At 61.8% G+C, this 24,996-nt stretch carries 22 protein-coding genes and 1 pseudogene; 13 read left to right on the plus strand and 10 right to left on the minus strand.

The window, feature by feature from the left end:
• Positions 1–31: 31 nt before the first annotated feature.
• Positions 32–1,282 (plus strand): MFS transporter, encoded by a 1,251-nt coding sequence (locus IFT76_RS02900; RefSeq protein ID WP_192057365.1) that lies wholly within the window; start codon positions 32–34, stop codon positions 1,280–1,282.
• Positions 1,264–2,505, plus strand: a complete 1,242-nt coding sequence (locus tag IFT76_RS02905; protein WP_192057366.1) for an arsenic transporter — start codon at positions 1,264–1,266, stop codon at positions 2,503–2,505. Before IFT76_RS02900 ends, IFT76_RS02905 begins: the two co-directional genes overlap by 19 nt.
• Positions 2,506–2,526: 21 nt before the next feature.
• On the opposite strand, the gene IFT76_RS02910 is transcribed toward IFT76_RS02905, so the two are convergent.
• The 3 genes and pseudogenes from IFT76_RS02910 to IFT76_RS20965 all read right to left on the minus strand — a co-directional run.
• Positions 2,527–4,578, minus strand: coding sequence for a TonB-dependent siderophore receptor (locus IFT76_RS02910; protein WP_192057769.1), 2,052 nt, complete (start codon positions 4,576–4,578; stop codon positions 2,527–2,529).
• A gap of 180 nt (positions 4,579–4,758) precedes the next feature.
• Positions 4,759–5,622, minus strand: a complete 864-nt coding sequence (locus IFT76_RS20960; RefSeq protein WP_425311990.1) for a methyl-accepting chemotaxis protein — start codon at positions 5,620–5,622, stop codon at positions 4,759–4,761.
• Positions 5,617–6,399: pseudogene (locus IFT76_RS20965) on the minus strand (MCP four helix bundle domain-containing protein); the annotation flags it as partial. The gene IFT76_RS20960 and the pseudogene IFT76_RS20965, both read right to left, overlap by 6 nt.
• Positions 6,400–6,648: 249 nt before the next feature.
• Between IFT76_RS20965 and IFT76_RS02920 the strand changes: the two are divergent.
• Positions 6,649–8,241: a putative bifunctional diguanylate cyclase/phosphodiesterase gene (locus IFT76_RS02920; protein WP_192057368.1), complete on the plus strand. Its 1,593-nt coding sequence runs from the start codon at positions 6,649–6,651 to the stop codon at positions 8,239–8,241.
• Here the strand turns inward: IFT76_RS02920 and IFT76_RS02925 are convergent.
• A complete protein-coding gene (locus IFT76_RS02925; RefSeq protein WP_192057369.1) occupies positions 8,232–9,254 on the minus strand; it encodes an aldo/keto reductase in 1,023 nt (340 codons plus the stop codon). The genes IFT76_RS02920 and IFT76_RS02925 overlap by 10 nt on opposite strands.
• Positions 9,255–9,475: 221 nt before the next feature.
• Between IFT76_RS02925 and IFT76_RS02930 the strand changes: the two genes are divergently transcribed.
• The 3 genes from IFT76_RS02930 to IFT76_RS02940 all read left to right on the plus strand — a co-directional run bounded on the left by IFT76_RS02930 (position 9,476) and on the right by IFT76_RS02940 (position 11,583).
• A complete protein-coding gene (locus tag IFT76_RS02930; protein WP_122712920.1) occupies positions 9,476–9,700 on the plus strand; it encodes a hypothetical protein in 225 nt (74 codons plus the stop codon).
• A gap of 144 nt (positions 9,701–9,844) precedes the next feature.
• Complete coding sequence (locus IFT76_RS02935; protein WP_192057370.1) at positions 9,845–10,795, plus strand: fatty acid desaturase; 951 nt, start codon at positions 9,845–9,847, stop codon at positions 10,793–10,795.
• On the plus strand, positions 10,792–11,583 hold the full coding sequence (locus IFT76_RS02940) for a phosphate/phosphite/phosphonate ABC transporter substrate-binding protein (RefSeq protein ID WP_192057371.1): 792 nt from the start codon (positions 10,792–10,794) through the stop codon (positions 11,581–11,583). Before IFT76_RS02935 ends, IFT76_RS02940 begins: the two co-directional genes overlap by 4 nt.
• Before the next feature lie 29 nt (positions 11,584–11,612).
• On the opposite strand, the gene IFT76_RS02945 is transcribed toward IFT76_RS02940, so the two are convergent.
• Positions 11,613–13,721, minus strand: a complete 2,109-nt coding sequence (locus IFT76_RS02945; protein WP_192057372.1) for a TonB-dependent receptor — start codon at positions 13,719–13,721, stop codon at positions 11,613–11,615.
• Positions 13,722–13,881: 160 nt separating this feature from the next.
• Between IFT76_RS02945 and IFT76_RS02950 the strand changes: the two genes are divergently transcribed.
• Positions 13,882–14,604 carry a DUF4198 domain-containing protein gene (locus IFT76_RS02950; protein WP_122712924.1) on the plus strand — a complete coding sequence of 241 codons (723 nt, stop codon included), beginning with the start codon at positions 13,882–13,884 and terminating at the stop codon, positions 14,602–14,604.
• Between the two features lie 16 nt (positions 14,605–14,620).
• On the opposite strand, the gene IFT76_RS02955 is transcribed toward IFT76_RS02950, so the two are convergent.
• Complete coding sequence (locus IFT76_RS02955) at positions 14,621–15,250, minus strand: DUF1826 domain-containing protein (protein WP_122713585.1); 630 nt, start codon at positions 15,248–15,250, stop codon at positions 14,621–14,623.
• A gap of 120 nt (positions 15,251–15,370) precedes the next feature.
• Here IFT76_RS02955 and IFT76_RS02960 point away from each other — a divergent pair, with 120 nt between their 5' ends.
• Entirely contained in the window at positions 15,371–16,258 is an 888-nt protein-coding gene (locus tag IFT76_RS02960) for an alpha/beta fold hydrolase (RefSeq protein ID WP_192057373.1), read from the plus strand.
• 41 nt (positions 16,259–16,299) lie between these two features.
• Here IFT76_RS02960 and IFT76_RS02965 read toward each other — a convergent pair whose 3' ends face one another.
• Positions 16,300–17,190, minus strand: coding sequence for a LysR family transcriptional regulator (locus tag IFT76_RS02965; protein WP_122712926.1), 891 nt, complete (start codon positions 17,188–17,190; stop codon positions 16,300–16,302).
• A 259-nt stretch (positions 17,191–17,449) separates the two neighbouring features.
• Between IFT76_RS02965 and IFT76_RS02970 the strand changes: the two genes are divergently transcribed.
• Together IFT76_RS02970 and IFT76_RS02975 are read left to right on the plus strand one after the other, a co-directional pair.
• The gene (locus IFT76_RS02970) at positions 17,450–18,748 is read left to right on the plus strand and encodes a CitMHS family transporter (RefSeq protein ID WP_192057374.1); all 1,299 of its coding nucleotides are present in this window, start codon (positions 17,450–17,452) and stop codon (positions 18,746–18,748) included.
• A gap of 101 nt (positions 18,749–18,849) precedes the next feature.
• Entirely contained in the window at positions 18,850–20,214 is a 1,365-nt protein-coding gene (locus IFT76_RS02975) for an MmgE/PrpD family protein (RefSeq protein WP_192057375.1), read from the plus strand.
• Between the two features lie 130 nt (positions 20,215–20,344).
• Here the strand turns inward: IFT76_RS02975 and IFT76_RS02980 are convergent, their stop codons facing one another.
• The 3 genes from IFT76_RS02980 to IFT76_RS02990 all read right to left on the minus strand — a co-directional run bounded on the left by IFT76_RS02980 (position 20,345) and on the right by IFT76_RS02990 (position 23,147).
• Entirely contained in the window at positions 20,345–21,142 is a 798-nt protein-coding gene (locus IFT76_RS02980) for a sulfite exporter TauE/SafE family protein (RefSeq protein ID WP_185793669.1), read from the minus strand.
• A gap of 4 nt (positions 21,143–21,146) precedes the next feature.
• On the minus strand, positions 21,147–22,712 hold the full coding sequence (locus IFT76_RS02985) for a bifunctional protein tyrosine phosphatase family protein/NAD(P)/FAD-dependent oxidoreductase (RefSeq protein ID WP_192057770.1): 1,566 nt from the start codon (positions 22,710–22,712) through the stop codon (positions 21,147–21,149).
• Between the two features lie 105 nt (positions 22,713–22,817).
• Complete coding sequence (locus IFT76_RS02990) at positions 22,818–23,147, minus strand: ArsR/SmtB family transcription factor (RefSeq protein WP_122478691.1); 330 nt, start codon at positions 23,145–23,147, stop codon at positions 22,818–22,820.
• Positions 23,148–23,239: 92 nt separating this feature from the next.
• On the opposite strand from IFT76_RS02990, the gene IFT76_RS02995 reads away from it, so the two are divergent.
• From IFT76_RS02995 to IFT76_RS03005, 3 genes are all read left to right on the plus strand, one after another.
• Entirely contained in the window at positions 23,240–24,103 is an 864-nt protein-coding gene (locus tag IFT76_RS02995) for an MBL fold metallo-hydrolase (protein WP_122478693.1), read from the plus strand.
• A 200-nt stretch (positions 24,104–24,303) separates the two neighbouring features.
• Complete coding sequence (locus IFT76_RS03000; protein WP_192054215.1) at positions 24,304–24,582, plus strand: type II toxin-antitoxin system RelE/ParE family toxin; 279 nt, start codon at positions 24,304–24,306, stop codon at positions 24,580–24,582.
• An 8-nt stretch (positions 24,583–24,590) separates the two neighbouring features.
• A complete protein-coding gene (locus IFT76_RS03005) occupies positions 24,591–24,887 on the plus strand; it encodes a HigA family addiction module antitoxin (RefSeq protein ID WP_122478697.1) in 297 nt (98 codons plus the stop codon).
• Positions 24,888–24,996 lie beyond the last annotated feature (109 nt).

Consider the following 24,996-nt stretch of genomic DNA (forward strand, 5'->3'; position numbering starts at 1 on the left):
TACCTGCCTGCCCTCATTCGAGACCACTGCCTTGGCCACATCTGCCACTTCGCGGCGTAACGCGCTGTCTCTCGACGGCCTGAATTTCTTCCTGGCCGATGTCCGTGACGGGCTCGGACCCTATCTGGCAATCTACCTGCTGGCGGTGCACAAATGGGACCCCGGCAGTATCGGCCTGGTGATGACCCTGGCCGGGCTGGCGGCGCTGCTCACCCAGACTCCCGCCGGTGCCCTGATCGACAAGACCCGGCACAAACGTGCGGTGGTGGTGGTTGCCGCCTTGCTGGTCACTGCCAGTTGCGTGGTACTGCCTTTCATTACTTCGTTCGGCCTGGTGGCCGCTACCCAGGCACTTGGCGCCATCGCCGGCTCGGTGTTCGCTCCGGCCATCGCCGCCATCTCCCTGGGCATCACCGGGCCCAAGGCCTTCACCCGGCGTACCGGTCGCAACGAAACCTACAACCATGCCGGCAACGCCTTCGCCGCCCTGCTGGCGGGCGGGTTTGCCTACCTGTTCGGACCGGTCGCGGTGTTCTACCTGATGGCCGCCATGGCCTTGGCCAGCGTACTGGCAGTGAGCTGCGTGAAGGCCGATGCCATCGACCACGACGTCGCCCGCGGGCTGGAGGCACACCACAAGGACGGTCACGAACAGCCCTCCGGCTTCAAGGTGCTGCTGGGCAACCGGGCGCTGCTGGTGTTCGCGGTGTGTTGTGCGCTGTTCCACCTGGCCAACGCGGCGATGCTGCCGCTGGTGAGCCAGAAGCTGTCGCAGATCGACCTGAGCATGGCTACCCCATTGACCTCGGCCTGCATCGTCGCCGCGCAACTGGTGATGGTGCCAGCCGCCCTGCTGGTGGGTGCGCGTGCCGATCAATGGGGGCGCAAGCCCCTGCTGCTGGCCGGCTTCCTGATCCTGCCGATTCGCGGTGTGCTCTATACGTTTTCCAATGATCCGTACTGGCTGGTGGGCGTGCAACTGCTCGACGGCATCGGCGCCGGCCTGTTCGGTGCACTGTTTCCGCTGGTGGTCAAAGACCTCACCCACGGTACCGGGCGTTTCAACGTCAGCCTGGGCGCCCTGACCACGGCGTTCGGCCTGGGCGCTGCGCTGAGCAACGGCCTGGCCGGCCTGGTCGTGCAGGAGGCCGGCTACAGCGCAGCCTTCCTGACCCTGGCCGGGGTCGCCGCGGTGGCCTTCGTCCTGCTGCTCACTGCCATGCCGGAAACCCTGCGCCGCGCCACTGAACAGGATGCCACGCCTTGCCCCACGCCAGCTTGATCATCTGGGGCGTCAGCCTCCTCGCGACGTTGGGCATCATCACCAGGCCATTGCGCATCCCCGAATACGTCTGGGCGCTGGCGGCAGCGATCGGTCTGGTCGCTGGCGGTTTGATCGCCTGGTCTTCGGCACTGGCAGCGGTACTTAAAGGTACCGATGTCTATCTGTTTCTGGTGGGCATGATGCTGCTGGCCGAACTGGCCCGCCGTGAAGGGTTGTTCGATTGGCTGGCGACCGTCGCTGCCCGCCAGGCCCGCGGCAGTGCGCAACGGCTGTTCGATCTGGTGTTCGTGGTCGGCACCGTGGTGACTGTTTTCCTGTCCAACGATGCCACGGCCGTGGTGCTGACCCCGGCCGTGTACGCGGCCACCCGGGCAGCACGCGTCAACCCGTTGCCGTATCTGTTCGTCTGCGCGTTCATTGCCAACGCTGCCAGTTTCGTCCTGCCGATTTCAAACCCGGCCAATCTGGTGATATTCGGCAAGCACATGCCGCCGCTGCTCGATTGGCTGGCCATGTTCAGCCTGCCGTCCGTGGCGGCCATCGCCATGACCTATCTGGTTTTGCGCCTGACCCAGCGTCGCCATCTGCAGCAGCGCCTGCAACTCGTCGAGCAACTGCCCCGCCTGAGCGCAGGTGCTCGACTCACCGCCTGCGGGCTGGCCGTCACGGCGGTGTTGCTGTTGACCGTATCGGCCCTGGACGAAGCGCTGGGCCTGCCGACGTTCCTCGCCGCCGTCAGCACCCTCGCCGTCGTCCACCTGTACCAGAGAAGCAATCCCTGGCCGGTGTGCAAGGGCGTGGCCTGGGGCGTGCTGCCGCTGGTAGCGGGGCTGTTCGTGCTGGTGGAAGGCATTGGCCAGACCGGCGTGACCGGTCAGTTGGCCAACTGGCTGGAACAGGCCGCAAGGCACGCGCCGGCCCAGGCGCACTGGTGGGCAGGAGGCCTGGTGGCGCTGGCCTGCAACATCGGCAACAACCTGCCGATCGGCCTGCTCAGCGGGTCCATCAACGAACTGGCGCACCTGCCGCCCACTGTCACCGGCGCGCTGGTGGTCGGCGTCGACCTGGGCCCCAACCTCTCGGTCACCGGCTCCCTGGCGACCTTGCTGTGGTTGATCGCGGTGCGCCGCGAAGGGGTCGAAATCAGCGCCTGGACGTTCCTCAAGCTTGGCGCCGTGGTCATGCCGCCGGCCCTGATCGCCGCCCTGTGGCTGCTTTGAGGCCGCAGGCGCATTCGCGTCTCAGAACTTCACGGTCGCGGTCAGACGCGCCGTGCGCAACGCGCCCTCTTCCACCTGCAGCGTGCTGCTGCCGGTGGTAGCTGGGTAATACTGCTTGTTGAACAGGTTGTCGATGTTCAGCTGCAGGCGCGTTTCGTAACCCTGGGTGGGCAGGTCCCAGCGCACGAAAGCGTCGGCCAGGGTGTAGCTGTCCATCCAGAAACTGTTGGCGCTGTCGCCCGGCCGCTCGCCCACGTAGCGCGCGCCTGCGCCCACATGCCACTGGCCGGTCTGCGCGGGCAAGGCCAGATGATGGGTCAGGTACAGGCTGGCCGTGTGCATCGGCGCGTTGGGCAGACGATTGCCTTCCTGCTCGGGCGCTTCGGCGTTCTTCAGCACTTCGGTATGGCTGTAGGCATAGGTGCCGATCACACTCCAATTCTCGGCTATCCGACCGGTGACATCCAGCTCGACACCGCGCGAGCGCGCCTTGCCGACCGCCTCGTCGAGGCTGTCGCCATTGCTCTGCAGCACGCTGTTGACCAGGTTCTTCTTCTCGATGTCATACACCGCCAGGTTCACGTTCAGCGCAGCGGTTGGCGTGTATTTGACTCCGGCTTCGTAGCTGCGACCCTCGGTGGGCTTGAAGCTGTTGCCTGCATCGTCGGCGTCGTTGGGCACGAACGAGCGGCTGTAGTTGGCATACAGTGCCACCGTTTCGCTGGGCTGGTAGACGATCCCGCCAAAGGGAATGAATTCGTCGCCGTTGGAATCGGCACCGGGCGCGTACGAGCGGCCCAGGCCCTGATCGCTGTATTGGTCCCAATGCGCCTGACGCCCACCGAACACCAGGATCCAGCGATCGTTGAGGTGCCAGTTATCCTTGAAGTACAGGGATGTGGTGACCAGGTTGTTCTCGGCATTGCTCTGCGCCGCGCTGACCGTGACCGGCTCGGCCAGACGGCCATAGACCGGGTTGCGGATGTCGATATTGCCGGCGGCGGTATTGGCGTTGCGGTAGGTCTTGCCGCGGTATTTGTCCAGCGACTCGTTGTCCAGGCCCACCACGATTTCATGCCGCTGGCCGAACAGCTGCTGGTCGCCGATCAGGTCCAGCGCGGTGTAGCGGCTTTCGTAATCGTAGTGACCGCCATTGGCGATGCGCCGCAGCGTGTTGCCGGTGAGCGTGTTGGGTTGAGCGATGGCCAGGCTGTAGCGATCCTGGGTCCAACCGTAGGTCAGGCGACTGCGCCAGGCGTCCCCCAGCTGGTATTCGAACTTCGCTGTGGTGCTCTGGCTGATGCCCACGGTCTTGGCCCAGCGCTCGTCGAGGCGGTCGCGGTAGCTGATGTCGGCGGGTCGCCCAGCGACGAACACGGTGCCACGGTCGAACGGGCTGGCGTAGTCGTTGTAGGTATAGGCCAGCGAAGCACTGGCCCGCTCACCGACCCAGGCAATCGACGGAGCGATCAGGGTGTGCTCGTCGGTCCCATAGTTGCGCCAGTAATCCTCGTGGCTGCGCTCGGCCACCAGCCGGTAGGCCAGATCGGTATCGCCCAGCGGGCCGGTGGTGTCCAGCGACAGCGAACCGCCACCCTCGCTGAAGCCGGATGCGCCGAGGGTGGTGCTGCGGGTGAACTGCGGCTGCTTGCTGACGACGTTGATGACCCCGCCCGGTTCGAGCGCGCCATACATCAGCGAGGCCGGCCCCTTGAGCACTTCCACATGATCGGTGGTCGCCCCCAGGTTGCGACCGATGGCCGAGCGGATGCCGTCGCGCAGGATCGAGTTGTCGTCGTTGCTGCCAAACCCGCGCTTGATCAGCGCATCCTTGGTGCCGCCCAGGGTGTTGGTCTGGGTGACACCGCTGACGAAGCGCATCGCGTCGTTCAAATCCTTGACCTGGTAGTCGTCCAGCGTGCGTGCCGTCACCGAATTGATGGTCTGCGCTTCATCACGGTTCTGCGTGGCGCTCTTGCTGGCGGTTTCGCCGCGCGCGCGGGCGTAGCCGTCATCGCCCTCACCTTCGCCGGTGGCCTGGATGACACTGGATGGCAGCTCGGTGGCCGCCATGGCCAGGCAAGGCAGGACTGAGCACAACAGCACCCAGGAATGGGCCCGATTCAACGACTTGACCACGCGTGTAACTCCGTACTGGATAGAAGACGCGAATGCGTCCCATCTCAATTGTACGGACTATTGCGGTCATTTGCTGAATCGGCTGTACGATTTTTTACTACCTGAGAGACGAATTCAGAGACGGAAGCGACCCACCAGATCGTTGAACGAGATGGCCAGGCGCGACAGATCCTGGGTCGATGCGCTGGTCTGGTGAGCGCCTGCGGCCGTCTGCGTCGACAGGTCCTGGATGTTGATCAGATTCCGGTCGACCTCACGGGCCACGTGGGCCTGCTCTTCGCAGGCGCTGGCGATGACCAGGTTGCGGTCGTTGATCTGCGCGATCCCGGTGGCGATGGATTGCAGCGCATCCCCGGTGGCTTTGGCCAATACCTGAGTGTCCCCTACCAGCCCCTGGCTCTTGCCCATGGCAGCGACTGCCTGGTCTGCCCGCGAACGCACCGCGCCGATCATGCTTTCGATCTCGCCCGTGGACGACTGGGTACGCGCCGCCAGTGCCCTGACCTCGTCGGCAACCACCGCGAAACCACGCCCCTGTTCGCCGGCGCGGGCCGCTTCGATGGCCGCGTTGAGGGCCAGCAGATTGGTCTGTTCGGCGATACCGCGAATCACGTCGAGCACCTTGCCGATATCGCGCACCTGAACCGCCAGGTCTTCCACGATGGTGGTCGAGGACTGGATTTCGATGGTGGCATTGTTCACCGCTTCCACGGCATTGCGCGCCTGCGTCAGGCCATCGGTGGCCTGGCTGCTGGCAGTCTTCGAGGCTTCCGAGGTGGAGATGGCGTTGCGCGCGACCTCTTCCACGGCCGACGTCATCTCGGTGACGGCCGTGGCCGCCTGCTGAATCTCGTCGTTCTGACGCAGCAGCCCACGGCTGCCGTCTTCAGTGACCGCGTTCAACTCTTCGGCTGCCGAAGCGAGTTGGTTCGAGGCGTCGGCAATCTGGTGGATGGTGGCCTTTAGGCCTTCCTGCATTTCGCCGAGTGCGGCAAGCAGCTGCCCGGTCTCGTCACGGGCCGAGCTGCCAATGCTGTGGGTCAGATCACCCTTGGCGATCAATTTCGCGCTGGCCACCGCGGTGGCGATGGGCCTGCTGATCAGGCGGCTCATGAACAGCCCCAGTGCCAGTGCTGCCAGAAAGGCCAGTGCGATGCCGATGTAGAGCACGGTGATTGCCGCCTGTTCCTGCTCGTCGGCGTCACGCGCGCCTTCCTGGATCTGCCGGTTGTTCGACTCGACCATCACGGTCAACTCGTCCATGACGGTGCGATAGGCCGGCTGGATCTCCCCCGACATGAGCGAGCGCGCCGCTGAAACATCGCCGGTGTCCAGCACCGACAGGACCTTCTGCAGCTGCGCCTGATACAGCGGCCAGTCACGTTCCATCTTGTCGCCGGCGGCACGCTCGTCGTCGGCCTGTGGCGTCTTGCGGTACGTCGAAAAAGCCTTCTCGCTGTCCGCCAGGTTGGTGTTCATACTCTGGCGAATCGAGTCCTTGGCGCTTTGCGAATCGTTCTCCGCATGGGCGGCGATCAGGGCGTAGAGGTCTTTGAGCTGGGCAATGGCCTTGCTCTTGGCTTCGGCCGTCTTGGCAACCGACACCAGGTTGTTAGAGAACACCCCTTTGAGGCTGTCCGACAGCTGACTGACGCCGCGGCCCCCCAGCAGGCCGACGCCGAGGGTAATGAACGCACACAACCCGAAGGCCGCAATCAGCTTGGAAGATAACTTTGCATCGCGAAGCCACGTCATACAGGTATCCTGTCAGGTCCACCAAAAAAAGCCCCGGGTTCGGCACTTTCCTTAGCGTCGTGGGCGGTATGAACCTGCTATCGGCATTGCCGCAGGAAGCTTGAATAGTGTTCGCAGGCCGTGTGGCCACTTGGGCCTACCTTCTGTCGTGGCGACCAAATGCACCCGCCATACGATCAGCGGTATGAACGCTTGTGAGATGATGGCTGTCTGACATCACTCTATCCGCATGACCTTGCGATGCCGCCCATGAACGATCTCAACCGCCGTAATCCATGCCGCTTGCCGATGCTGCTGACGCTGACGCTGCTCACGATCGTGGGGCTCTCCATCCTGTGGGAGTTCCACCTCGAAGCCTATGTGATGCACTGGCTGAACCTGCCCTACGACGGTGATTTCGAAGATGCCGAACGCTGGCGTTTCGTGCTGACATCTTCGGGGTTCTCGATGATTTCGCTGATCGTGCCGACCATCGTGCTCAAGCGCATGGTCACCAGTACTCAGCTCAGCTACCGGCGTCTGCAGCGGATCCAGTTTCAAACCGAAACCCTGGCCAAGTACGACTCCCTCAGCGCCTTGATCAACCGTCGCGGCTTCATGGACCTGCTGTGCGAACGGCTTGCACAGCACCGTTGCGTATCGATCATGCTGATCGACCTGGACCACTTCAAAGCCATAAACGACCAGCATGGCCACTCTGGCGGAGACAGCGTGCTGGTCGAGGTGGCCGACCGGCTCAAGCACATCGCACGCTTGCACGGTGGCACCGCCGCCCGACTGGGTGGGGATGAATTCTGCCTGCTGTTTCTGGACTACAGGGATGAGCGCGAGTTGAGCGACATTGCCGCAACGACTATCCAGCGGGTCAGCGAGGCCTTTGTCGAACCCTCTACCCCCGTGCGGCTGGGCGCGACCATTGGCATATCGCGTTCCTGGATCGATGCCACCGAGGCGTCCGCACTGCTGCACTGCGCCGATACGGCGATGTACCGGGGAAAGAACGCTGGCCGCTCCATGTTCAATTTCTACGACAACGAATACGAGCGGCAGCTGCGGGCGCAAGCCGACCTCGACCAAGCCCTCAGGCACGCGGTGGAGCGCGAGGAAATCGTGCCGTTCTTCCAACCCATCGTCACCCTTCCGTCGCAGACGATCGTCGGCTTCGAGGTGCTCGCACGCTGGGCCCGGCCCGACGGCAGCACCGGCATGCCTACCGACTTCATCCCGATACTGGAGCGCCTTGGCCTGATTCCGGCCATGACCCGCTCACTGGTCAAGCAGGCCTGCAGGGCGGCCAGCTTCTGGGACGACACACTGCACCTGTCGCTCAATGTCAGCGCCACCATGATCACCGACGAGCTGTTCCCCGATCGCCTGGCCGAGCAACTCAGGCATGAACGCTTCCCCTACGAGCGCTTCGAAGTGGAGATCACGGAAGAAGCGCTGGTGGGCAACCTCGACGCCGCCCAGCGGAACCTGAGCAAGCTGCACGCCTACGGCATCAGCGTGGCGCTGGACGACTTCGGCATCGGCTATTCGGGCCTGTACCATCTGACGCGGCTGTCCATCGACAAGATCAAGATAGACCGGTCCTTCTTCGAGGCCGGCAGCATTGACCACCTGCCCATGGTGGAAGCCATCCTGGGGATGGCACGCAGCCTGAAAATGAAAGTCACGGCCGAAGGCATCGAGGACTTCCACCTGCCCTACCTGCCGAAATGGCTGGCGGAAAATGGTTGCCACTATGCCCAGGGCTATCTATATGGCCGCCCACAGGCAGGGAGCACCATCGCCGCCGCCGTCCATGCCCCGTTGACGGTCTGCGCCGCGGCTCAGAACTGAACCCGACGCCCGGTCACCGGGTAGCTCGGGTCGGTGTAGCCAGGCGTCGAGCTATGGCCCGCCGCCACCAGGGCGTCGATGAAAGCCTCGTCCTCTGCAGTGAACCGGTACTGCAACGCCGGCACATAGTCGCGCCATTGCTGTTCGGTGCGAGGCCCGGCGATGGCCGAGCTGATCAATTCGTTGTTGAGCACCCAGGCCAGCGCGAACTGCCCCGAGGTGATGCCGCGGGCCTGGGCGTGATCCTTGATGCGTTGCGCCAGGTTCAGCGACTCTGGGCGCCACTCGGTCTGTTGCAGGCGCGGATCGCTGCGCCCCGCCCGCGTATCGACACCCGGTTCGGCACCGGGGTCGTACTTGGCGGTGAGCACGCCTCGCGCCAGCGGGCTGTAGGACACTACGCCAATGCCATAATGCTCGGCCGCCGGCAGATGCTCGGCTTCGATCTGCCGATTGGCCAGGTTGTACAGCGGCTGGCTCACGGTCGGCCGCTCGACCCCCAGCAGGTCTGCCACCCGGCAGAATTCGGCAAGCTTCCAACTGCTGTGGTTCGACAGCCCGTAGCCGCGGATCTTGCCGGCGCGAATCAGATCGCCCAAGGCGCGCACGGTCTCTTCCACCGGCGTGAAAGGGTCTTCACGGTGCACGTAGTAGAGGTCGAGGTAATCGGTCTGCAAGCGGCGCAGACTGCCTTCCACCGACTCGATCACGCTGTGGCGGGAAGCCCCGCGCCCATTCGGCCCTTGCACGCCTGGGTTGGGGTTGACGAACTTGCTCGACAGCACCCAACGCGAGCGCTGGCCGGCGATCAGCTTGCCCACCGCGATTTCCGAAGCGCCGTCGTTGTAATTGTTCGCCGTGTCGATGGCATTGATACCCTGCTCCAAGGCATCGTCGACGATACGCTTGGCAGTGGCGTCGTCGGTCTGGCCACCGAACATCATCGTGCCCAGGGTGATTTCGGAAACCTGCAGACCGTGGCGGCCCAGGCGGCGGTATCTGACGTCGCTCATCGGAAAGTCCTCTTTTAGCAAAACAGCCGGCCATGCAAGGCCCTGTTCTTCGATGCTGGCGTATCCGATCCCATCCAGCAACATGATGGCCTATAGCCTCTATCGGAAAAGACTATTTAAGCTACGCGGGCCATGGCCGATAGACTGATCACACTCAAATGAAACAACGCTCATCCCGTGGCCAGGACGCCTACACCAAGATAGAGCCCTCGGAGCACCGCATGCCCACCACCCACATTACGGAAATGCAGGAAGACGTCCATGACGCGGCACGTCAGTTGGAAATGATCTACCAAATGCTCCGCGGCCACGCCCTGTTTCTGCGCAGCAGAAACATCGACCATCTCATAGATGATGTCTTGCTCGTTGAAAACCAGGCGGGCGCTCTGGCCTTGTCCATTCAAGATCTAAAAGGGGCCGCGTCCAGGATGGCCAAGGCGGCGTAGCTCGAAAAGCCTCGTATCCCACAAAATCTAGTATACAAGCCTCTTATTCCATTCAGGAATTTACTGAAACCGTTTAGTGATTATCCAGGCATAAGCACCAATGCTAGTGTCGACGACATACCGATCAGCATTCGTGTCGTCCTTATGCCCAATTATCTCGATTCCCGTCACCGCCAATCGATCCTGAAACTGCAGACTACCTGGACCGCGCGCAGCGACTGGCCAACCTGGCTGCTGCTGCTCGGCACCTATGGCGCCTGGTGGGCGCTGATCGACTTCGGTTCGTTCATCGGGCGACCGCTCACCGTACTGCTGCTGGTGCCGCTGCTTACCCTGTGGATGTCACTGCAGCATGAACTTCTGCACGGCCACCCTACCCGCTGGCGCAGCGTCAACAAGGTCCTGGGCTATGCCCCGCTGGCCATCTGGTACCCCTACACGCTGTACCGCGACAGCCATCTGGCCCATCACCGCGACGAGACGATCACGCTGCCGCGCGACGACCCGGAAAGCCGATACCTCGATGCCCGGGCCTGGTCAGGCAGCGCGGGGCCCGGCCGGACGCTGCACTGGCTGAACAAGACCCTGCTGGGCCGTCTCTGCGTAGGCCCGGCCCTGGCGCTTGCCGGTTTGATTCACGAGCAGTGCGCCCGCCTGTTGCGCGGCGAGGCGCAAGCGTGGCTGATGTGGGGCACTCATCTGCTCTGCGTGCTGGCGCTGTTCGGGTTCATCAGCGCCCAAGGCGTGGCTGTCTTCGATTACCTGCTGGCGAGCATTCTGGCGCTGGCGCTGTCCATGATTCGTTCCTACTACGAACATCGCCCTGCCGAGGCACCCGAGCAGCGCTCGGTGCTCAACGAGGCGGGCTGGCCCTGGCGCTGGCTGTTTCTCAACCTCAACCTGCACCTGGTGCACCACGACCTGCCGGGGTTGCCTTGGTACTACCTGCCCCGCGTGTACCGCGAGCGCCGCGCGGACTGGCTGCAACGCAGCGGACATTTTTTGGTCAATGGCTACAGCGAGCTGTTTCGGCGTTATGCCGTGTCCCCCGTCGACAGCCCTTTGCACCCTCGCGGCGGAGGCACCCAGCCATGAGCACCGACGTGATCGCTGCACTGCCCATGTATCCCGCGCCCGCCGTAGTCGGCGAGGCGTACCGCCGCTGGCTGGAGGAAACCCTGCAGTTGCTGGGCACCGACCGCCCTACGCCCTGGCCGGGTTCACTCGCGGAGCTGTGGCTGCATCCACGACTGCTGTTGGCGCAGACCTGCGGCTTGCCTTTGATCACCGAACTCAAGCATCGGGTCCGTATCGTCGGCCGACCTCATTTCGCGCTACCCGAGGCACAGGCCGGACAACATTGCAGCCTGCTGATCGCTCGCCTCGATGACCCACGGCAGACCCTCGCCGAATTCTTCGATTGCCGGGGCGCCTACAACAGCCTCGACTCCAACAGTGGCATGAACCTGCTACGCCATGCGCTGATCCCCCATGTGCGGGAAGGTCGGTTCTTCAAAAGCGTTCAAGCGACCGGCAGTCATCGCCAGAGCATTGCCCACGTCGCCACAGGCATCGCCGACCTGGCGGCCATCGACAGCGTTACCTTTGCCTACTTGGCTCGCCATGCCCCGAATGAAGTCGCCGGCGTGCGGGTCGTGGAACGCACGGCCAATGCGCCGACATTGCCCTATATCACCAGCCTCCACGGGCCAGAGCCAGGCTTGCTGCGCGAGGCCATGAATGCGGCACTGGCACATCTGCCAGAGGTTGCGGCAGTGTTGGCTATAACGACCGTGCAGGAAACGGCCTTCGCCGATTACGAAGTATTGCTGGAGTATCGGGACAAGGCGCGGCGGCATATCGGACAAGCCGAGCTGTGGTAGCCTCGCATCGCTTGGGCCGAGCCTGGCCGTCAGAAAAAGTACCTTACCGATGCGCCCAGGGTGGTTGATGGCTGAGGCACGATCACCAGGCCGCTGTTGGTGCCATAGGCCACTTCGCTGCCATACCGGTGGGGCTGAAAAGTGCCGTAGACACTGAACTGGTAATCGCTGTAGTCGTAGCTGGCGCGCAGGTCATAGCGCGTGTAGGCAGGCATGGTCTTCCTGCCAGTGCCGACGTAATAGGGAATGCCGCCCAGATGATAAGCATCGGCATTCAATGTAACTTGCCCACCCATGAACCCGTCTCGATACTGAACGCCCGCCTTGTAGGTGTGCTCCGGCACGACCAGTCGCGCACCGATACCCGGCGCCGGGTTGGTGATGACCGCATCGATGATCCGGCCATAACTGATGTAGGTACTGACGGTCGACGTGGGTTGATAGTTGACACTGGTCTCCAGCCCTTTGCGCGTGGTGTCACCTACTTGCTCGTACACACCCGGCGAGGTTTGCACGGTCTCGCTGTCGTTCTGGATGTAATAGAACTCGGTGGTACTGGACAGGCTATCGGTAGGCCGCAGGGTAAAACCCACGTCGTAGGACTTGACCTTGCTGGGGCGCACGCTGCCGTTTATCTGTCCACCCGTGTCCCTGAGCGGAAGCGCACTGCTGCTGCCTGAACTGATGTACTCCGCCGCTGGGGAGCGAAAACCCTGAGCCACATTGGTGAACAGTTCGAGCTGATCGATCGGTGTCCATGCCACGCCGAACCTGGGCGTTGTCACCGAGCTGTTGTAGCCGGTACTGGCGTCTCGAAACTTCAGGTTGTCGATATCGTAGTCGAACCGATCGTGACGGATACCGGCGAGCAACTTGAGCGAATCGATGGGCTTGTACTGGCCCTGCGCGAAGACCCCATAGGTGATGAGGTCCATGTCGAAGTCGTAGTAGAAGTTTTGCGTGGGCTGGAAGTTGCGGTACTGCTGGCGAAAGGCATCGCCTTTGTCGCGACGCACGTCCGTACCGACCATGAGCGATGCCGTGTCTTCATACACGAAGTTATAGGCCAGGCGACCACCGTAGATGTCACGATCATCCTTGCCATAGTTATGTGTGTTCGTACCGTTGGAGATGGCGCGTACGCGCCTGAAGTCTTCGTAATAGGCCGTGTAGTACAGGCCCGCTTCGCCCTCGGCCGGCGACCGATTGAACACGTAGGTATTGCGATTGGCGTTGCCGAAGCCATACAGGTTGTCGGTATCGCGGCGGCCGACGGTGCCCGCCTTCAATGCGGGCAGGCTCAGATAGCCGTCATTCCTGAAGTCCGATTCGTAATGGCTGAACCGCGCCGAGTATTTCGCATCGCCAATGACTTTGGAAAGCTTCCAGAAATAGTTGTCGCGCTGGTTTTCGGCGGCCTTGCGGTATCCGTTGGTCCTGTAGAGGTCAGTCACCAACAGTGACTCGAGGCCTTCATGTTCACCGCCTAGTACCAAGTTAGTCCGCTGGCCATCGAAGCTGGCGACATCCACCCCGATGCTGGACGCGACGTCACTGCCGTCCAAGGTTTCGATGTTCACCGCGCCTGCCCGATTCTGATCGCCGTACAGTGCCGACACCGGGCCTTTGATGACGTCCACACGCTTGATCATCTGCGGCGTGAGCCATTCCAGAAATACGGGACCATGCCCTGCCCCGCCCTGACTTGAGGGAATGTTCTGCGGCACCCCGTCCACCGACACCGCCACGTCGGCCCCGTGGGTGCCATTGGTGGCGAACCCGCGCATGCGAAAACCGTTACCGGTGTCCCCCTGATCGATGTTGTTGGCTACCACGCCCGGCACCCGTCGGTAGATGTTGGAGATATCGCGATCCACGTTGAAAGTGCGGATCTCTTCTTCGGTTATCGTCGAGACGGCAGTCGGCAGGCTTTGCGAGGCCGTGCTGATCCGATTGCGCACCAGCGGTTGCGCTATACCCGTGCCGTATCGATCGCCTGAAATCTCGACAAGGCCCAACTCGGTAGGCCCTGGTGGTTCCGACTCCTGTGCCGCCAGCGGCGTGTAGAAACCAACGCTGCCAGTCAGCGCCGCGCCAGCGAATGCCAGGCGCCTGAAGTGATTCGCATATCCGTACATGAATAATTCTGCTTAAGTTATGATATAACGTGACAAGTTTACAACCGAAAATGTCCGTTGACCAGAAGCGCCCTACACGATTGCCGTGCTGCACCCGCGATGCCTATCGGCATCGTTCGATGCGCACGGTTCAACCCCTGCAGAACACTAGGGAAAACCCATGAAAATTGCTTTGTCATTGCTTGCCGCTGCAACCCTTCTCAGCGCCCAAGGTGCGTATGCCCATGGTATCTGGACCGAACAACGCTACGGCCAGTTGGACGTCGTCTACGGGCACGGCGCAGAAGACCAGGCCTATGCCGCGGATAAGGTCAAAGGCGCATGGGCCTACGATGAACGCGGACAAATGATCCCGGTGACGGTCGAGAAGCTCGGCGACCACGCGCGTCTGCATCCAGCCGCGCAGCCCGCCGTGCTCGCCGTTGCCCTGGACAACGGTGTCTGGAGCAAGAACGCTCAGGGAGAATCGGTGAACAAGCCCATGGCTGACGTACCTGGCGCCGTCAGCGCCAGTCACAGCTACAAGTACAGCCTGGCGATCCTGAAAGCACACGCGCAGGTGCCCGACGCGCTGAAATTGGCCATGGTCATTCGGCCGTTGAAAGATCCGAGCGAAGTAGGCGTCGGTAATCCATTACCCGTTGAACTGACGATCGATGGCAAGCCGGCCGGTGGCATCGCCCTGCTCGATGACTACCGAGGCATGTCGGACGCCAGTAGCGTCGTCACCGATGCACGAGGTCGCGCCACCGTCACCGTGCGCAACGCCGGGTTGAACGTCATCGCGGCTCAAGCCAAGGTAGCAGCGGTCGATCGCAAGGACGTTTCAGAGCGCAGCCTCTTCACCTCGCTGACCTTTGTCGGCAAGGCACACCAACACTGAGTCCGCGAGCCGCCCTTCATTTCAACCAATCCAGCGTCATGATCAGGCGGCGCTCGCCAGCCCGTGCCTGCGGCGAGCGATGAATGATTCCGCGCCCTTCGTTGCTCATCCATCGCTCACCCTTGAACAAGGCCACGTCAGCCGCCAGCAGCTTGTGCGGTGCATCCACCGGTTCGGACCCGGCCTGCCCCAGCCCCGCCCTGGGCATCGCACCCTCTTCGAGCCATTCGCTGCCCCGGCCAGCGTACGTCGTGATCAAGCGCACGGAGACCCGATCGACGTGATAACGCGGACACATCGCCTTGTCCAGAATGCGCAGACGCAGGCCGATACGCTCGGCGCCCAATAGGCAACCGTAGGCCTGGATCAACCAGGCAACATCCTCGACGAACTCGGCGTAACCCTCACACTGAGCGAAAGCGGCAGCCAGCCCGACCAGATCCGGGGGCTCTTCCCCCTGTAACTCAATCACTCGCGACTCCGATAGTGGATCGTCACGGCACAACAACGCATCAGTGAAACTCGCGATCGCGGGCGAAAATTGCCGCGTCCAGATGGCCAGGTTTATGTCGTCGCGCAGGATCTCCGCCAGCACGGCGGGCTCGGGCGACTGAATGTAATGGGGGGTGGCGGGCATAGCATACATCGCATCAGTGGAGGATATGAATAGATATAACATAACATATCAATAACCACGCCCATGATCCAACGAGATGTGTTAGTCGCGCCGTTGTCACAGCTTTATCACCCAAAGGAGGATGAGCCAGTGAAACAGATTCAAGCAGGCGTGCTCAACGTCGCGTACCGGGACCTTGGCCCAGCCGATGGGCCTGCGGTCGTGCTGTTGCATGGCTTCCCCTACGACATCCGCGCCTACGACGCGGTGGCCGAACGGATCACCGCTGCCGGTTGCCGATGCATCGTTCCCTACCTGCGCGGATACGGGGGCACGCATTTCGTCGACGCAAACACGCCTCGCTCGGGTGAGCAAGCAGCCTTGGGGTCGGACCTGCTGGCATTATTGGATGCTTTGAAAATTCCCCAGGCCGTACTTGCCGGCTACGACTGGGGTGGCCGCGCAGCGTGCGTGGTGTCCGCCCTGTGGCCCGAGCGCGTCGTGGGACTGGTCAGTTGCGAGCCGGGCTACAACATCCAGGACATTGCCCATGCGACCCGCCCCGCCGCCCCGCAAGCCGAACAGCGCTTGTGGTATCAATACTACCTGCACGGCGCCCGTGGCTACGCAGGCCTTGAAGCCGACCGGGATGCCTTCTGCAAGCTGCTGTGGCAACTATGGTCGCCGACCTGGGCATTCACCGATGAGGTGTTTTTAGCCTCGGCGCAGTCGTTCCACACTCTCGACTTCGTCGACGTGGTCACGCACTCCTATCGCCATCGCTTCGGACTGGTCGACGGCGATGCGCAGTACGCGGCCATCGAACAGAGGCTGGCGAAGCAACCCGTCATTGCCGTGCCAACGGTCATCCTGGCCGGTGCTTGCGACGGTGTCACCCCGGTTCAGGATGAGCAGCAGGCGCTACGCCGATTCAGCGGCCCTGTTCGTCGATCAATCCTCGAAGGCGTGGGCCACAACGTCCCGCAGGAGGCACCGGAGGCATTCGCCCGCGCGGTGCTGAGCCTGTCAGGGCCGTGAGGCCCCTACCATGGTGTGGCCCATCGATTGGTGTCGGGTGTCTATTCACTCAAGAGCGTGCGCAGCAGCTCGATCATAGGCTCGACCGCCGGGCTGCTTCGATTGGGTGCCTGCACCAGATGCAATTGCCTTGACGCCACGGAATCATCCAGATCGCGAACGACTATATCCGCCCTGCAGGTGGTGGTGGACAGTTTCGGTGCAAGCGCCACGCCCAATCCTGCAGCGACCATTGCCTGGGTTTCCTGATAGTCGTTGGCCAACAGGGCGATGCGTGGCGTGAACTTGCACTGGGCAGCGGTGCGGTGCAGCAGCTCGGTGATTTCATGACCATCGGACCGGCACACCCAAGCCTCCTTGGCGAGCTGAGCCAGGTTCAGAGGTCCTGCCTCCTGCGCCATTGCGTGCCCTGCTGGCAGCAATACCACCGTAGGGTCCGTGCGCAGCTGCAAGGTCGACCCAGGTTCGTTCAGCCACGGATATGTCCAGGTAATGGCCAGATCGAGCTCACCCGAGCCGATGAGTTGACGCAACGCCACCAGACGCGTGCTGCGCACATCCAGGGTGATGGTCGGATGCCGCGCCCTGAACTGCATGACAATTCGCGGCAACAATGAAGACCCCAGCGTCGGAAACACCCCCAGCGACAGGTGGCCGGCGCGGCCTTCGGCAACACTGCGCAGTTCCGTCTCGAGCTGCGCCATCTGTGCCTCGATCAGGTTGACCCGGCGCATGACCCGCTCCCCGGCATCGGTAAGCGCCATGCCATGGGGTCGACGCTCGAACAGTGGCAGCCCGATGACGCTTTCCACACGCTGTACCGTTTGAGAAACCGCGGAGGGGGTCAGGTGCAAGCTGCGTGCGGCAGCGGTCATCGAGCCGACTCTGCCGACTTGTGCCACCACTCTGAGTTTTTCGATATCGAGCTTCATGGAAAGAGCCTATTAGCTATTAAGCCAGACTTCAATCTGTGTTTAGCATTTGTCGTTAGGCTTAACGACCTGGCGTTGATATCTTTTTATCAAGCGCTGCAATTCTCGTCAGCAGCACTACCCAGACACAATAAAAACAAAAGGCACCGCTCATGAACCCACGACACAACCTGGTCTCGCAGACAGATCACTGCCTGCCCCATCCGCCCGTCCCCTTTATTGTTCCTGTCCCATTCGACGCCTGCTGAGGAGCACCGACATGTTGGCTCTCCTCGGTTTTGCCACCTTGGGTGTGTTCATGCTGTGCGTCATCCGCAAATGGATGACGGCCTTCGTCGCGATCATAGTCGTGCCAGCATTTTTCCTGCTGTTCACCGGCCAGGGCGCACAGCTGGGCGAAATGATCGCCGCCGGCATCAAGACGGTAGCACCCACTGCCGTGTTGCTGTTGTTCGCCGTGCTGTATTTCGGCTTGATGATGGATGCGCGCTTGTTCGATCCGCTATCGCGACTGATCATCCGCATATCCAAAGGCGACCCAGTCAATATCTGCGTGGGCACCGCCGTCCTCGCCTGTCTGGTCGCCCTGGATGGCGACGGAACCACCAGCTACATGATCATCTGCTCGGCTTTCCTGCCGCTCTACAAAAGGCTTCACATCAACCCGTTGATCATCGCGACCATCGCCACCATGGCGCTGGGTACCGTGTCCGGGACGACCCCTTGGGGCGGTGCTGCAACACGGGCCGTCAGTATCCTGCACCTGGACGCCAGCGAGTATTTCGCGGCAATGCTCGGCCCGATGATCCTGTCCTGCGCCTTTGTCTGCCTCATTGCCTACGTGCTGGGGCGCAAAGCGCGCAAGGCAATCGATCCGCAGCACAGTGCGCAGGTTTCAGCGCAGATCATCGCCGAGAGCTGCCAAGTCGAGCACGCCGCGAACTGGCGGACGGCATTGAACGCTGCACTGACCGTCCTGCTGCTGGTGTGCCTGGTCTTGGGTGTAGCCAACCTCATGGTGTTGTTCATCGCCGGTTTCGTCATCGCACTGTTCGTCAATGTGCCACAAGCTGCCGACCAAGGCGCTGTCATTCAGCGGCATGCAGCAAGTGCCGTGCCTGTGGTGATGCTGGTGTTAGGCGCAGGGGTCTTCACGGGGATTTTGACTCAAACCGGCATGACTACGGCGATGGCCGAAGCCTTCGTGGGCAGTCTGCCCAGCCACCTCGGCTCATTGATCCCACTGGCCACCGCGCTGATCGGCATCCCCCTGAGCTTCTTCATGGCCAACGACGCGTACTTCTTTGGCATCGTGCCGGTACTGGCGGAAATGGCCGCGCGCTACGACATCCCTGCCATGGAGATCGCTCGTGCCGCCGTCATCGGCCAGATGGCCCATTCGATAGGCCCGGCCTCGGCGCCCTTGTGGGCCTTGCTCGGCATCATCAAGGCAGACCTGGGCGACTTCCAGAAATTTGCCTGGAAATGGGTGCTGCTGGCATCGCTGGCCTACATGACTTTTGCCGTCCTGACCGGGGCAATCTCCGTCTCCAGGTAGATCCCGCTCTGCGTGGCGAATTTGACTCCATCCCGGCAATGCGGCCTTGAACGAGGTACCGACACGCCTGGTCGATACCTCCCTTCACGATTGGACTCACAATGAAACTGACCTCTGCCATCGCAGCACGCACCTGCAGTCTGACCTTCGAGCACTTATCCCCACAGGCCTTATGGAATGCCAAGCTCGCCATCCTCGACACCGTGGGCTGTGCCCTGGCAGGCGCACGTGAACCCGTAGTGCACACGCTGCTGCAGACCGGGGGACTGAACACCTTCGGCGCAGTACCGGTACTGGGCAGACACGAACGACTGGACCCGCTGTGCGCGGCCCTGGTCAACGGTGCTGCGGCCCATGCGCTGGATTTCGACGACGTGAACATCGCCATGGGCGGGCACCCTACCGCGCCGATCCTGCCGGCCTTGTTGGCCTTGGCTGCAGAAGGGGGACACACCGGCCGCCAGCTGTTGCTGGCTTACGTGGCCGGCTTCGAAACGCAGGCACGCCTGGCACAGAGCGTCAATTTTCATCACTACGACAAGGGCTGGCACCCAACTGCCACCTTAGGCGTGTTCGGCGCAGCTGCGGCCAGTGCTCGGTTGCTTGGCCTCGATGAACAGCAGACCTCGATGGCCTTGGCGCTGTGTGTGTCGTTGGCCTCGGGTGTCAAGGCCAACTTCGGCACCATGGCCAAGCCCTACCACGTCGGCCATGCCGCCAGGAACGGCTTGATGGCAGCGCTTTTGACCCGCAACGGTTTCACCGCAAGCCTGGATGCCTTCGAACATCGGCAAGGTTTCTTCGAAGTGTTCAACGGCCCCGGAAACTATACGCCGGCACTGGCATTGCAGAATTGGGCTGCTCCCCTGGACATCGTGGAGCCAGGTATCGGCATCAAGCTCTACCCCTGCTGCGACAGCACACACACCAGCCTCGATGCCTTGTTCACGCTGCGCCGTGACCACCCTTTCGAGGTTCGCGACGTTGCAGGCATCGAGGTCTACCTGCATCCACTGCGTCTGACCCATGTCGACCGCCCTCTGCTACGGACCAGCCTGGATGCCAAATTCAGCGTGCAATATTGCCTGGCCCGCGCCCTGATCGACGGCCGCATCGTACTTGACAGCTTCAGCGAAAACGCCTTCAACGACGCCGAAGCGCTGGCGCTCATGCAACGCATACATGCCCTGCCTCACCCCACCCCGTCTCTGGCCAGACGGGGCAACTACCTGACCGACTTGCACATTCGATTGCACGATGGGACGCGGCTGACCGTGCGAGCGCACAGTCCGGCCGGCAGGACCGCCGACCAGCCAGCCCCTCTGGAGAGCATCATGACCAAGTTCAACCACAACGCGGCCAAGGCCTTGGATACGCAAGCCGTTGCAACCTTGAGCGATACCCTCATGCGCATGGAGCAATTGCCCCGCGCCGAGGTGATCGGCGATCTTTGCGCGACGCGTTGAACGTCGGTAAAACGCCAAGTGCGTCCTGGGGCAGGTAGTGCAGAACACGGGGCCGAATATATGCACTCGCCCATGTGCACTCGAGGGGCATCCACTTGGACACCGCTGCTGCATTCCCTGTATTGACCGCTCAACCAATGCGAAAGAAAATCTTGCCCAGCATCAGCAGGCTTACGCAAACACAGAGCACAGAGAACATCTGCTGCAAGAGCCGTGCAGGTAGGGTCGGCGCCACAAGGCGGCCGCCAATCATGCCGACCAGTGCCGATACGGTGAACACGGCGCCTGCCGAGGAAAACTTCATACCCTGGCTGAACAGATGGCCCAAGGTACCCAGTGACACCAGTGCAACCACCATCAGTGAAGTTGCCACGACACCATGCATGCGCACGTCGCTGAACGTTCGAAAGGCGGGAACGATGAAAAACCCTCCCCCGACTCCCAGCAAGCCGGTCAGGAACCCCGAAGTCGCGCCAATCGATGCCAGCGTCGCCAGGCAGCGGGCATTCCAGTCGAGTCGGCCCGTGGCAGGATCGAGCATACAGTTGCGCTGCAGTGCGCCTCGGGCCTCGTCGTCGCGTCTGGCCTGCAGGTACATTCGACACGCCACAATCAGCATGACCACGGCGAACACTGCCATCAATGCTGTACCGGGCACCCGTGCGGCCACGTAAATGCCCACAGGAGCCACCACCCATCCGGCGGCTGCCATCGTGGCTGCGGCCTTGTAGCGTACCAGGCCTTGGCGCAGTCCCTGCATCGCGCCGATCAAGGCAGCACTGCCAACCGCGAGCAACGCGATGGGCGTGGCTTGGGTAATCGACCAACCCAGTCCGAGGGTCAGGGCCGGAATCGCCAGAATGCCACCACCTGCTCCGGTGAGCCCCAGCACTAGACCTACACATGCGCCCAATATGAACGTCAGCATCCGATCACTTCGAAGAGCAGTCGGTGAACCACTCGCGCCCCTTGAGCATGCCGTTCCAATAGAACCATGGCAGCAATCGTGCCTTGAGGAACCACGCCGACCTGCGCGGGATCGTCGGGTCCATCGGGAACGTGGGTAACAATTTTCCACCATAGCCAAACTCGGCCAATATGACCTTGCCGTTTTCGACAGTGAGCGGACAGGAGCCGTAGCCGTCATAACGTCGAGGCAGCTCACGGCCTTTGCGCAGTGCGATGAGGTTGTCTGCGACCACGACTGCCTGCTTGCGCGCAGCCGCTGCGGTTTTGGCGTTACTGGTGCCGCAGACATCCCCCAGGGCAAATATTTCAGGGTAGCGCGGGTGCTGCAACGTGGCTGGATCGACCTCCAGCCATCCGGCCTTGTCGGCAAGCTCGCTGCGGCGAACCACATCCGGCGCTTGCTGCGGTGGCACGACGTGCAGTACATCGAAGTGTTTTTCCACGCGCGTCACGTTTCCGGCCGTGTCTGTCACATCGAACCATGCGGTCTTGCTCGGGCCATCGACCCTGACCAGATTGGACTGGAAGGCGAGTTTCGCGCCGTAGGCTTCGACATACTTCATCAGCGGGGCGACGAACGTGGCAACCCCGAACAGCACGGGAGCTGCCAGGTTGAACTCGACCGAAATCGACTGCAGCACGCCCTCATTGCGCCAGTGATCACAGGACAGGTACATCGCCTTCTGCGGCGCGCCCGCGCATTTGATCGGCATGGGAGGCTGGCTGAACAGGACCTTCCCGCTGCGCAGCGAGCGAACCAGTTCCCAGGTATAGGGGGCCAGGTCGTGGCGGTAATTCGACGTCACGCCATTCTTTCCAAGGGTGTCTTCAAGCCCTTGGATTTCTTCCCAGGCCAGTTGCAGACCCGGGCAGACGATGAGTTGCTGGTAGGCCAGCTCGCTGCCGTCGCTGAGCAACACCAGCTTGCGGGCTGGGGCGAAGGCCGACACCGACGCCCTGATCCAGCATGCGCCTTGGGGAATGACGCTTTGCATGGGGCGGACGGTGGCATCGATGGGGTAAGCGCCCCCGCCTACGAGCGTCCAGGCGGGCTGATAGTAATGTTCGGTGCCAGGTTCGACGATCGCAACGCGTAAAGACGAATCTCGCTTGAGCAGACCGGCCGCAACGGTGATACCGGCAGAGCCTGCGCCCATGACCACTACATCGTACTGCTGGGTCGGGGGGCTGCCTTTGGTTGCCGCCTCGTACAGCTTGGCGGACCGATTGCCGGTGCGGCAGTAGGCAAGCACCGGCTTGGGCAACTGCTCCAGAAGCGCGTTCAGCGCTTGAGCCTGTGCTGGCGTAGCACCGGAGCTCGCTACGGGTAGATATCGGAACTCCAGCCCCGACGCGACAGCCGCTCGTTGCATGGCCAGGTGGCTGGGTTGCTCAGCCCCACCTTCATCGTCAGGACGATTGCAGATCAGGCTGGCGAACCCTTGTGCTCGCACCTCAGGCACATCCTGCGGATCGAGTTGGCCCGCCACCGAGAACGATGCGTCTATTCGCTTTATCACTTGCTCCATTACAAACCCCGGGCATAGCCACCGTGTGAGAGTTCCAACACCGCGCCCCGGCCGAGCCACGCGAGGTGCGATGGCGCAGCGACGAGCAACGGGTCATGCAGAGGCTTACTTCTTCAGCGCCTGGCCACAGTAAAGTCCCGACAAGGTCTGCATCAGCGAAACCACCTCGAAGCTGGCCAACGAGTAGTAGATGTACTTGCCCATTCTGCGGGTGTTGACCATTCCTTCGTCGCGCAGCACACCCAACTGCTGCGACAACGTCGGCTGCCTGATCCCGGACAGTGCCTCCAATTCCCCTACGTTTCGCTCGCCCTGGGTCAATTGGCACAGCAGCAACAGACGGTCTTCGTTCGCCAAGGCCTTGAGCAAGGCACACGCCTTGGACGCGGAATCGCGCAACAGACCGATTTCTTCGGTGGACAATTGAGCAGTCATGGAAAGCCCCGATGGTTGACCGGTCGACAGTCTACGATTGAATAGTATATGTTTCAATATAGTGTAATGACGTGAATCGAAGAGGTTGCCCGATGACGGCTCAGATAGAAGGTTTCTACGACACCGCCACCTCGACGGTGAGCTATGTCATTTTCGAAGCGTCAGGGGGGGCATGTGCAATCGTGGATCCGGTGCTGGATTACGATGCCAAAGCCGGGCGGATCCGCACCGATAGCGCGGACCGCATCGTCGCCTTCGTGGACAGCCATGGGTTGCAGGTGCAGTGGCTACTGGAAACACACGCTCATGCCGATCACCTCTCGGCCAGCGCTTACCTCAAAGCCAAGCGAGGCGGCAAGATCGGCATCGGTGCGCAGATCACCGTCGTGCAGGGCGCGTTTCGGGATATCTACAACCTCGAACCCGACTTCCTGCTGGATGGCTCTCAGTTCGACACGCTGTTCGAAGCGGATGAGATCTTCCACGTCGGCAACATACCGGTGCAGGTTCTGCACGTGCCTGGCCATACGCCTGCGGACGTCGCCTATCGAGTTGGGGATACACAGGTCTTCGTCGGCGATACGCTGTTCATGCCGGATGTCGGCACTGCCCGATGCGATTTCCCCGGCGGGGACGCCGTACAGATGTATGGCTCGATCAAACGGCTGCTGAGCCTACCCCCCCAGACCACACTGTTCATGTGCCACGACTATCCTCCTGCCGACAGGGAAGCGTCCTGGATCACCACCGTTGCCGAGCAGCGCGCGAACAACATTCATGTCGGTGACGCGTCCGATCTTGAATCGTTCGTACGCATGCGCACAGCCCGCGATGTCAGCCTGTCGGTCCCGGCGCTGTTGCTGCCGGCGATCCAGGTGAATATCCGCGCCGGGAATCTGCCCCCTGCCGATGAGAGTGGGTTGTGCAGCCTGAAGATTCCTTTGAACAGGTTTTGAGAGGGTTTGTCGTGGTTAGGTAATGGCCTCAGTGAGCATGAGCGGAGCTGTTTCATCGCCACCTCGCTAGAAAGTATCGCCGAAACCCATCTCGAAATAGTTGCTCGAATGATTGCCGGACACCCTGTTCAACAATGAGTTGAATACGGCGTTGAAAGGCGTATGCTCGCTCTTAACGAATAACGTTAAGCGTTCAATCCATGATTCGAAGCTTTGCATGCGCCGATACGGAAGCACTTTTCACCACCGGCAGGACAAGGCGCTGGGCAGACATCAAGTCAGTCGCGGAGCGTAAACTGGCCGCACTGCATGCTGCGAAAGAGCTTCGAGACTTGCGCTCACCGCCCGGAAACCGGCTTCACACCTTGGAAGGTGACAGAGCCGGCCAGCATAGCATCAGCATCAACATGCAGTGGCGGGTATGCTTCATATGGACCCAGAACGGCCCTGAACACGTTGAGATTGTCGACTATCACTGAGGTGCATCATGTTCAAGAATGGCATGCGTCCCATACATCCCGGCGAGATTCTTCGCGAGGATTTCCAGCACGAAATGGGCTTCAGTGCCGCTGCTCTGGCCCGTGCTTTAGGCGTATCTACGCCGACCGTGAATAACATTCTGCTTGAGCGTGGTGGCGTATCGGCTGACATGGCCTTGCGCTTGGCCGTCTGCCTGGATACCACTGCAGAGTTCTGGCTCAACCTGCAAACAGCGTACGAGTTACGCAAGGCAGAGCTGGAGCATGGAGATGCGATTGCAGCGGTACAGCGCCTGGTTGCTTGAAATGAATCCAGATGCCCGCCAAGGGCGGGCTTCAGACAGGCGCAGGCTCTGGCGCTCCTGTTGCGCCGCTGAAAACTCCTGACCCACTCGCCTGCAAACGCTCGGGGAT

The sequence above is a fragment of the Pseudomonas sp. CFBP 13727 genome (assembly GCF_014841915.1).
GTDB classification, from domain to species: Bacteria; Pseudomonadota; Gammaproteobacteria; order Pseudomonadales; family Pseudomonadaceae; genus Aquipseudomonas; species Aquipseudomonas baltica.

Bases quoted from the DNA above. Each gene is read 5' to 3' on its own strand.
- IFT76_RS02910 (WP_192057769.1), bottom strand. From the start codon at position 4,578: ATGGCGGCCACCGAGCTGCCATCCAGTGTCATCCAGGCCACCGGCGAA.
- IFT76_RS20960 (WP_425311990.1), bottom strand. From the start codon at position 5,622: ATGCAGGAAGGCCTAAAGGCCACCATCCACCAGATTGCCGACGCCTCG.
- IFT76_RS02920 (WP_192057368.1), top strand. From the start codon at position 6,649: ATGAACGATCTCAACCGCCGTAATCCATGCCGCTTGCCGATGCTGCTG.
- IFT76_RS02925 (WP_192057369.1), bottom strand. From the start codon at position 9,254: ATGAGCGACGTCAGATACCGCCGCCTGGGCCGCCACGGTCTGCAGGTT.
- IFT76_RS02930 (WP_122712920.1), top strand. From the start codon at position 9,476: ATGCCCACCACCCACATTACGGAAATGCAGGAAGACGTCCATGACGCG.
- IFT76_RS02935 (WP_192057370.1), top strand. From the start codon at position 9,845: ATGCCCAATTATCTCGATTCCCGTCACCGCCAATCGATCCTGAAACTG.
- IFT76_RS02940 (WP_192057371.1), top strand. From the start codon at position 10,792: ATGAGCACCGACGTGATCGCTGCACTGCCCATGTATCCCGCGCCCGCC.
- IFT76_RS02945 (WP_192057372.1), bottom strand. From the start codon at position 13,721: ATGTACGGATATGCGAATCACTTCAGGCGCCTGGCATTCGCTGGCGCG.
- IFT76_RS02950 (WP_122712924.1), top strand. From the start codon at position 13,882: ATGAAAATTGCTTTGTCATTGCTTGCCGCTGCAACCCTTCTCAGCGCC.
- IFT76_RS02955 (WP_122713585.1), bottom strand. From the start codon at position 15,250: ATGTATGCTATGCCCGCCACCCCCCATTACATTCAGTCGCCCGAGCCC.
- IFT76_RS02965 (WP_122712926.1), bottom strand. From the start codon at position 17,190: ATGAAGCTCGATATCGAAAAACTCAGAGTGGTGGCACAAGTCGGCAGA.
- IFT76_RS02970 (WP_192057374.1), top strand. From the start codon at position 17,450: ATGTTGGCTCTCCTCGGTTTTGCCACCTTGGGTGTGTTCATGCTGTGC.
- IFT76_RS02975 (WP_192057375.1), top strand. From the start codon at position 18,850: ATGAAACTGACCTCTGCCATCGCAGCACGCACCTGCAGTCTGACCTTC.
- IFT76_RS02980 (WP_185793669.1), bottom strand. From the start codon at position 21,142: ATGCTGACGTTCATATTGGGCGCATGTGTAGGTCTAGTGCTGGGGCTC.
- IFT76_RS02985 (WP_192057770.1), bottom strand. From the start codon at position 22,712: ATGGAGCAAGTGATAAAGCGAATAGACGCATCGTTCTCGGTGGCGGGC.
- IFT76_RS02990 (WP_122478691.1), bottom strand. From the start codon at position 23,147: ATGACTGCTCAATTGTCCACCGAAGAAATCGGTCTGTTGCGCGATTCC.
- IFT76_RS02995 (WP_122478693.1), top strand. From the start codon at position 23,240: ATGACGGCTCAGATAGAAGGTTTCTACGACACCGCCACCTCGACGGTG.
- IFT76_RS03000 (WP_192054215.1), top strand. From the start codon at position 24,304: ATGATTCGAAGCTTTGCATGCGCCGATACGGAAGCACTTTTCACCACC.
- IFT76_RS03005 (WP_122478697.1), top strand. From the start codon at position 24,591: ATGTTCAAGAATGGCATGCGTCCCATACATCCCGGCGAGATTCTTCGC.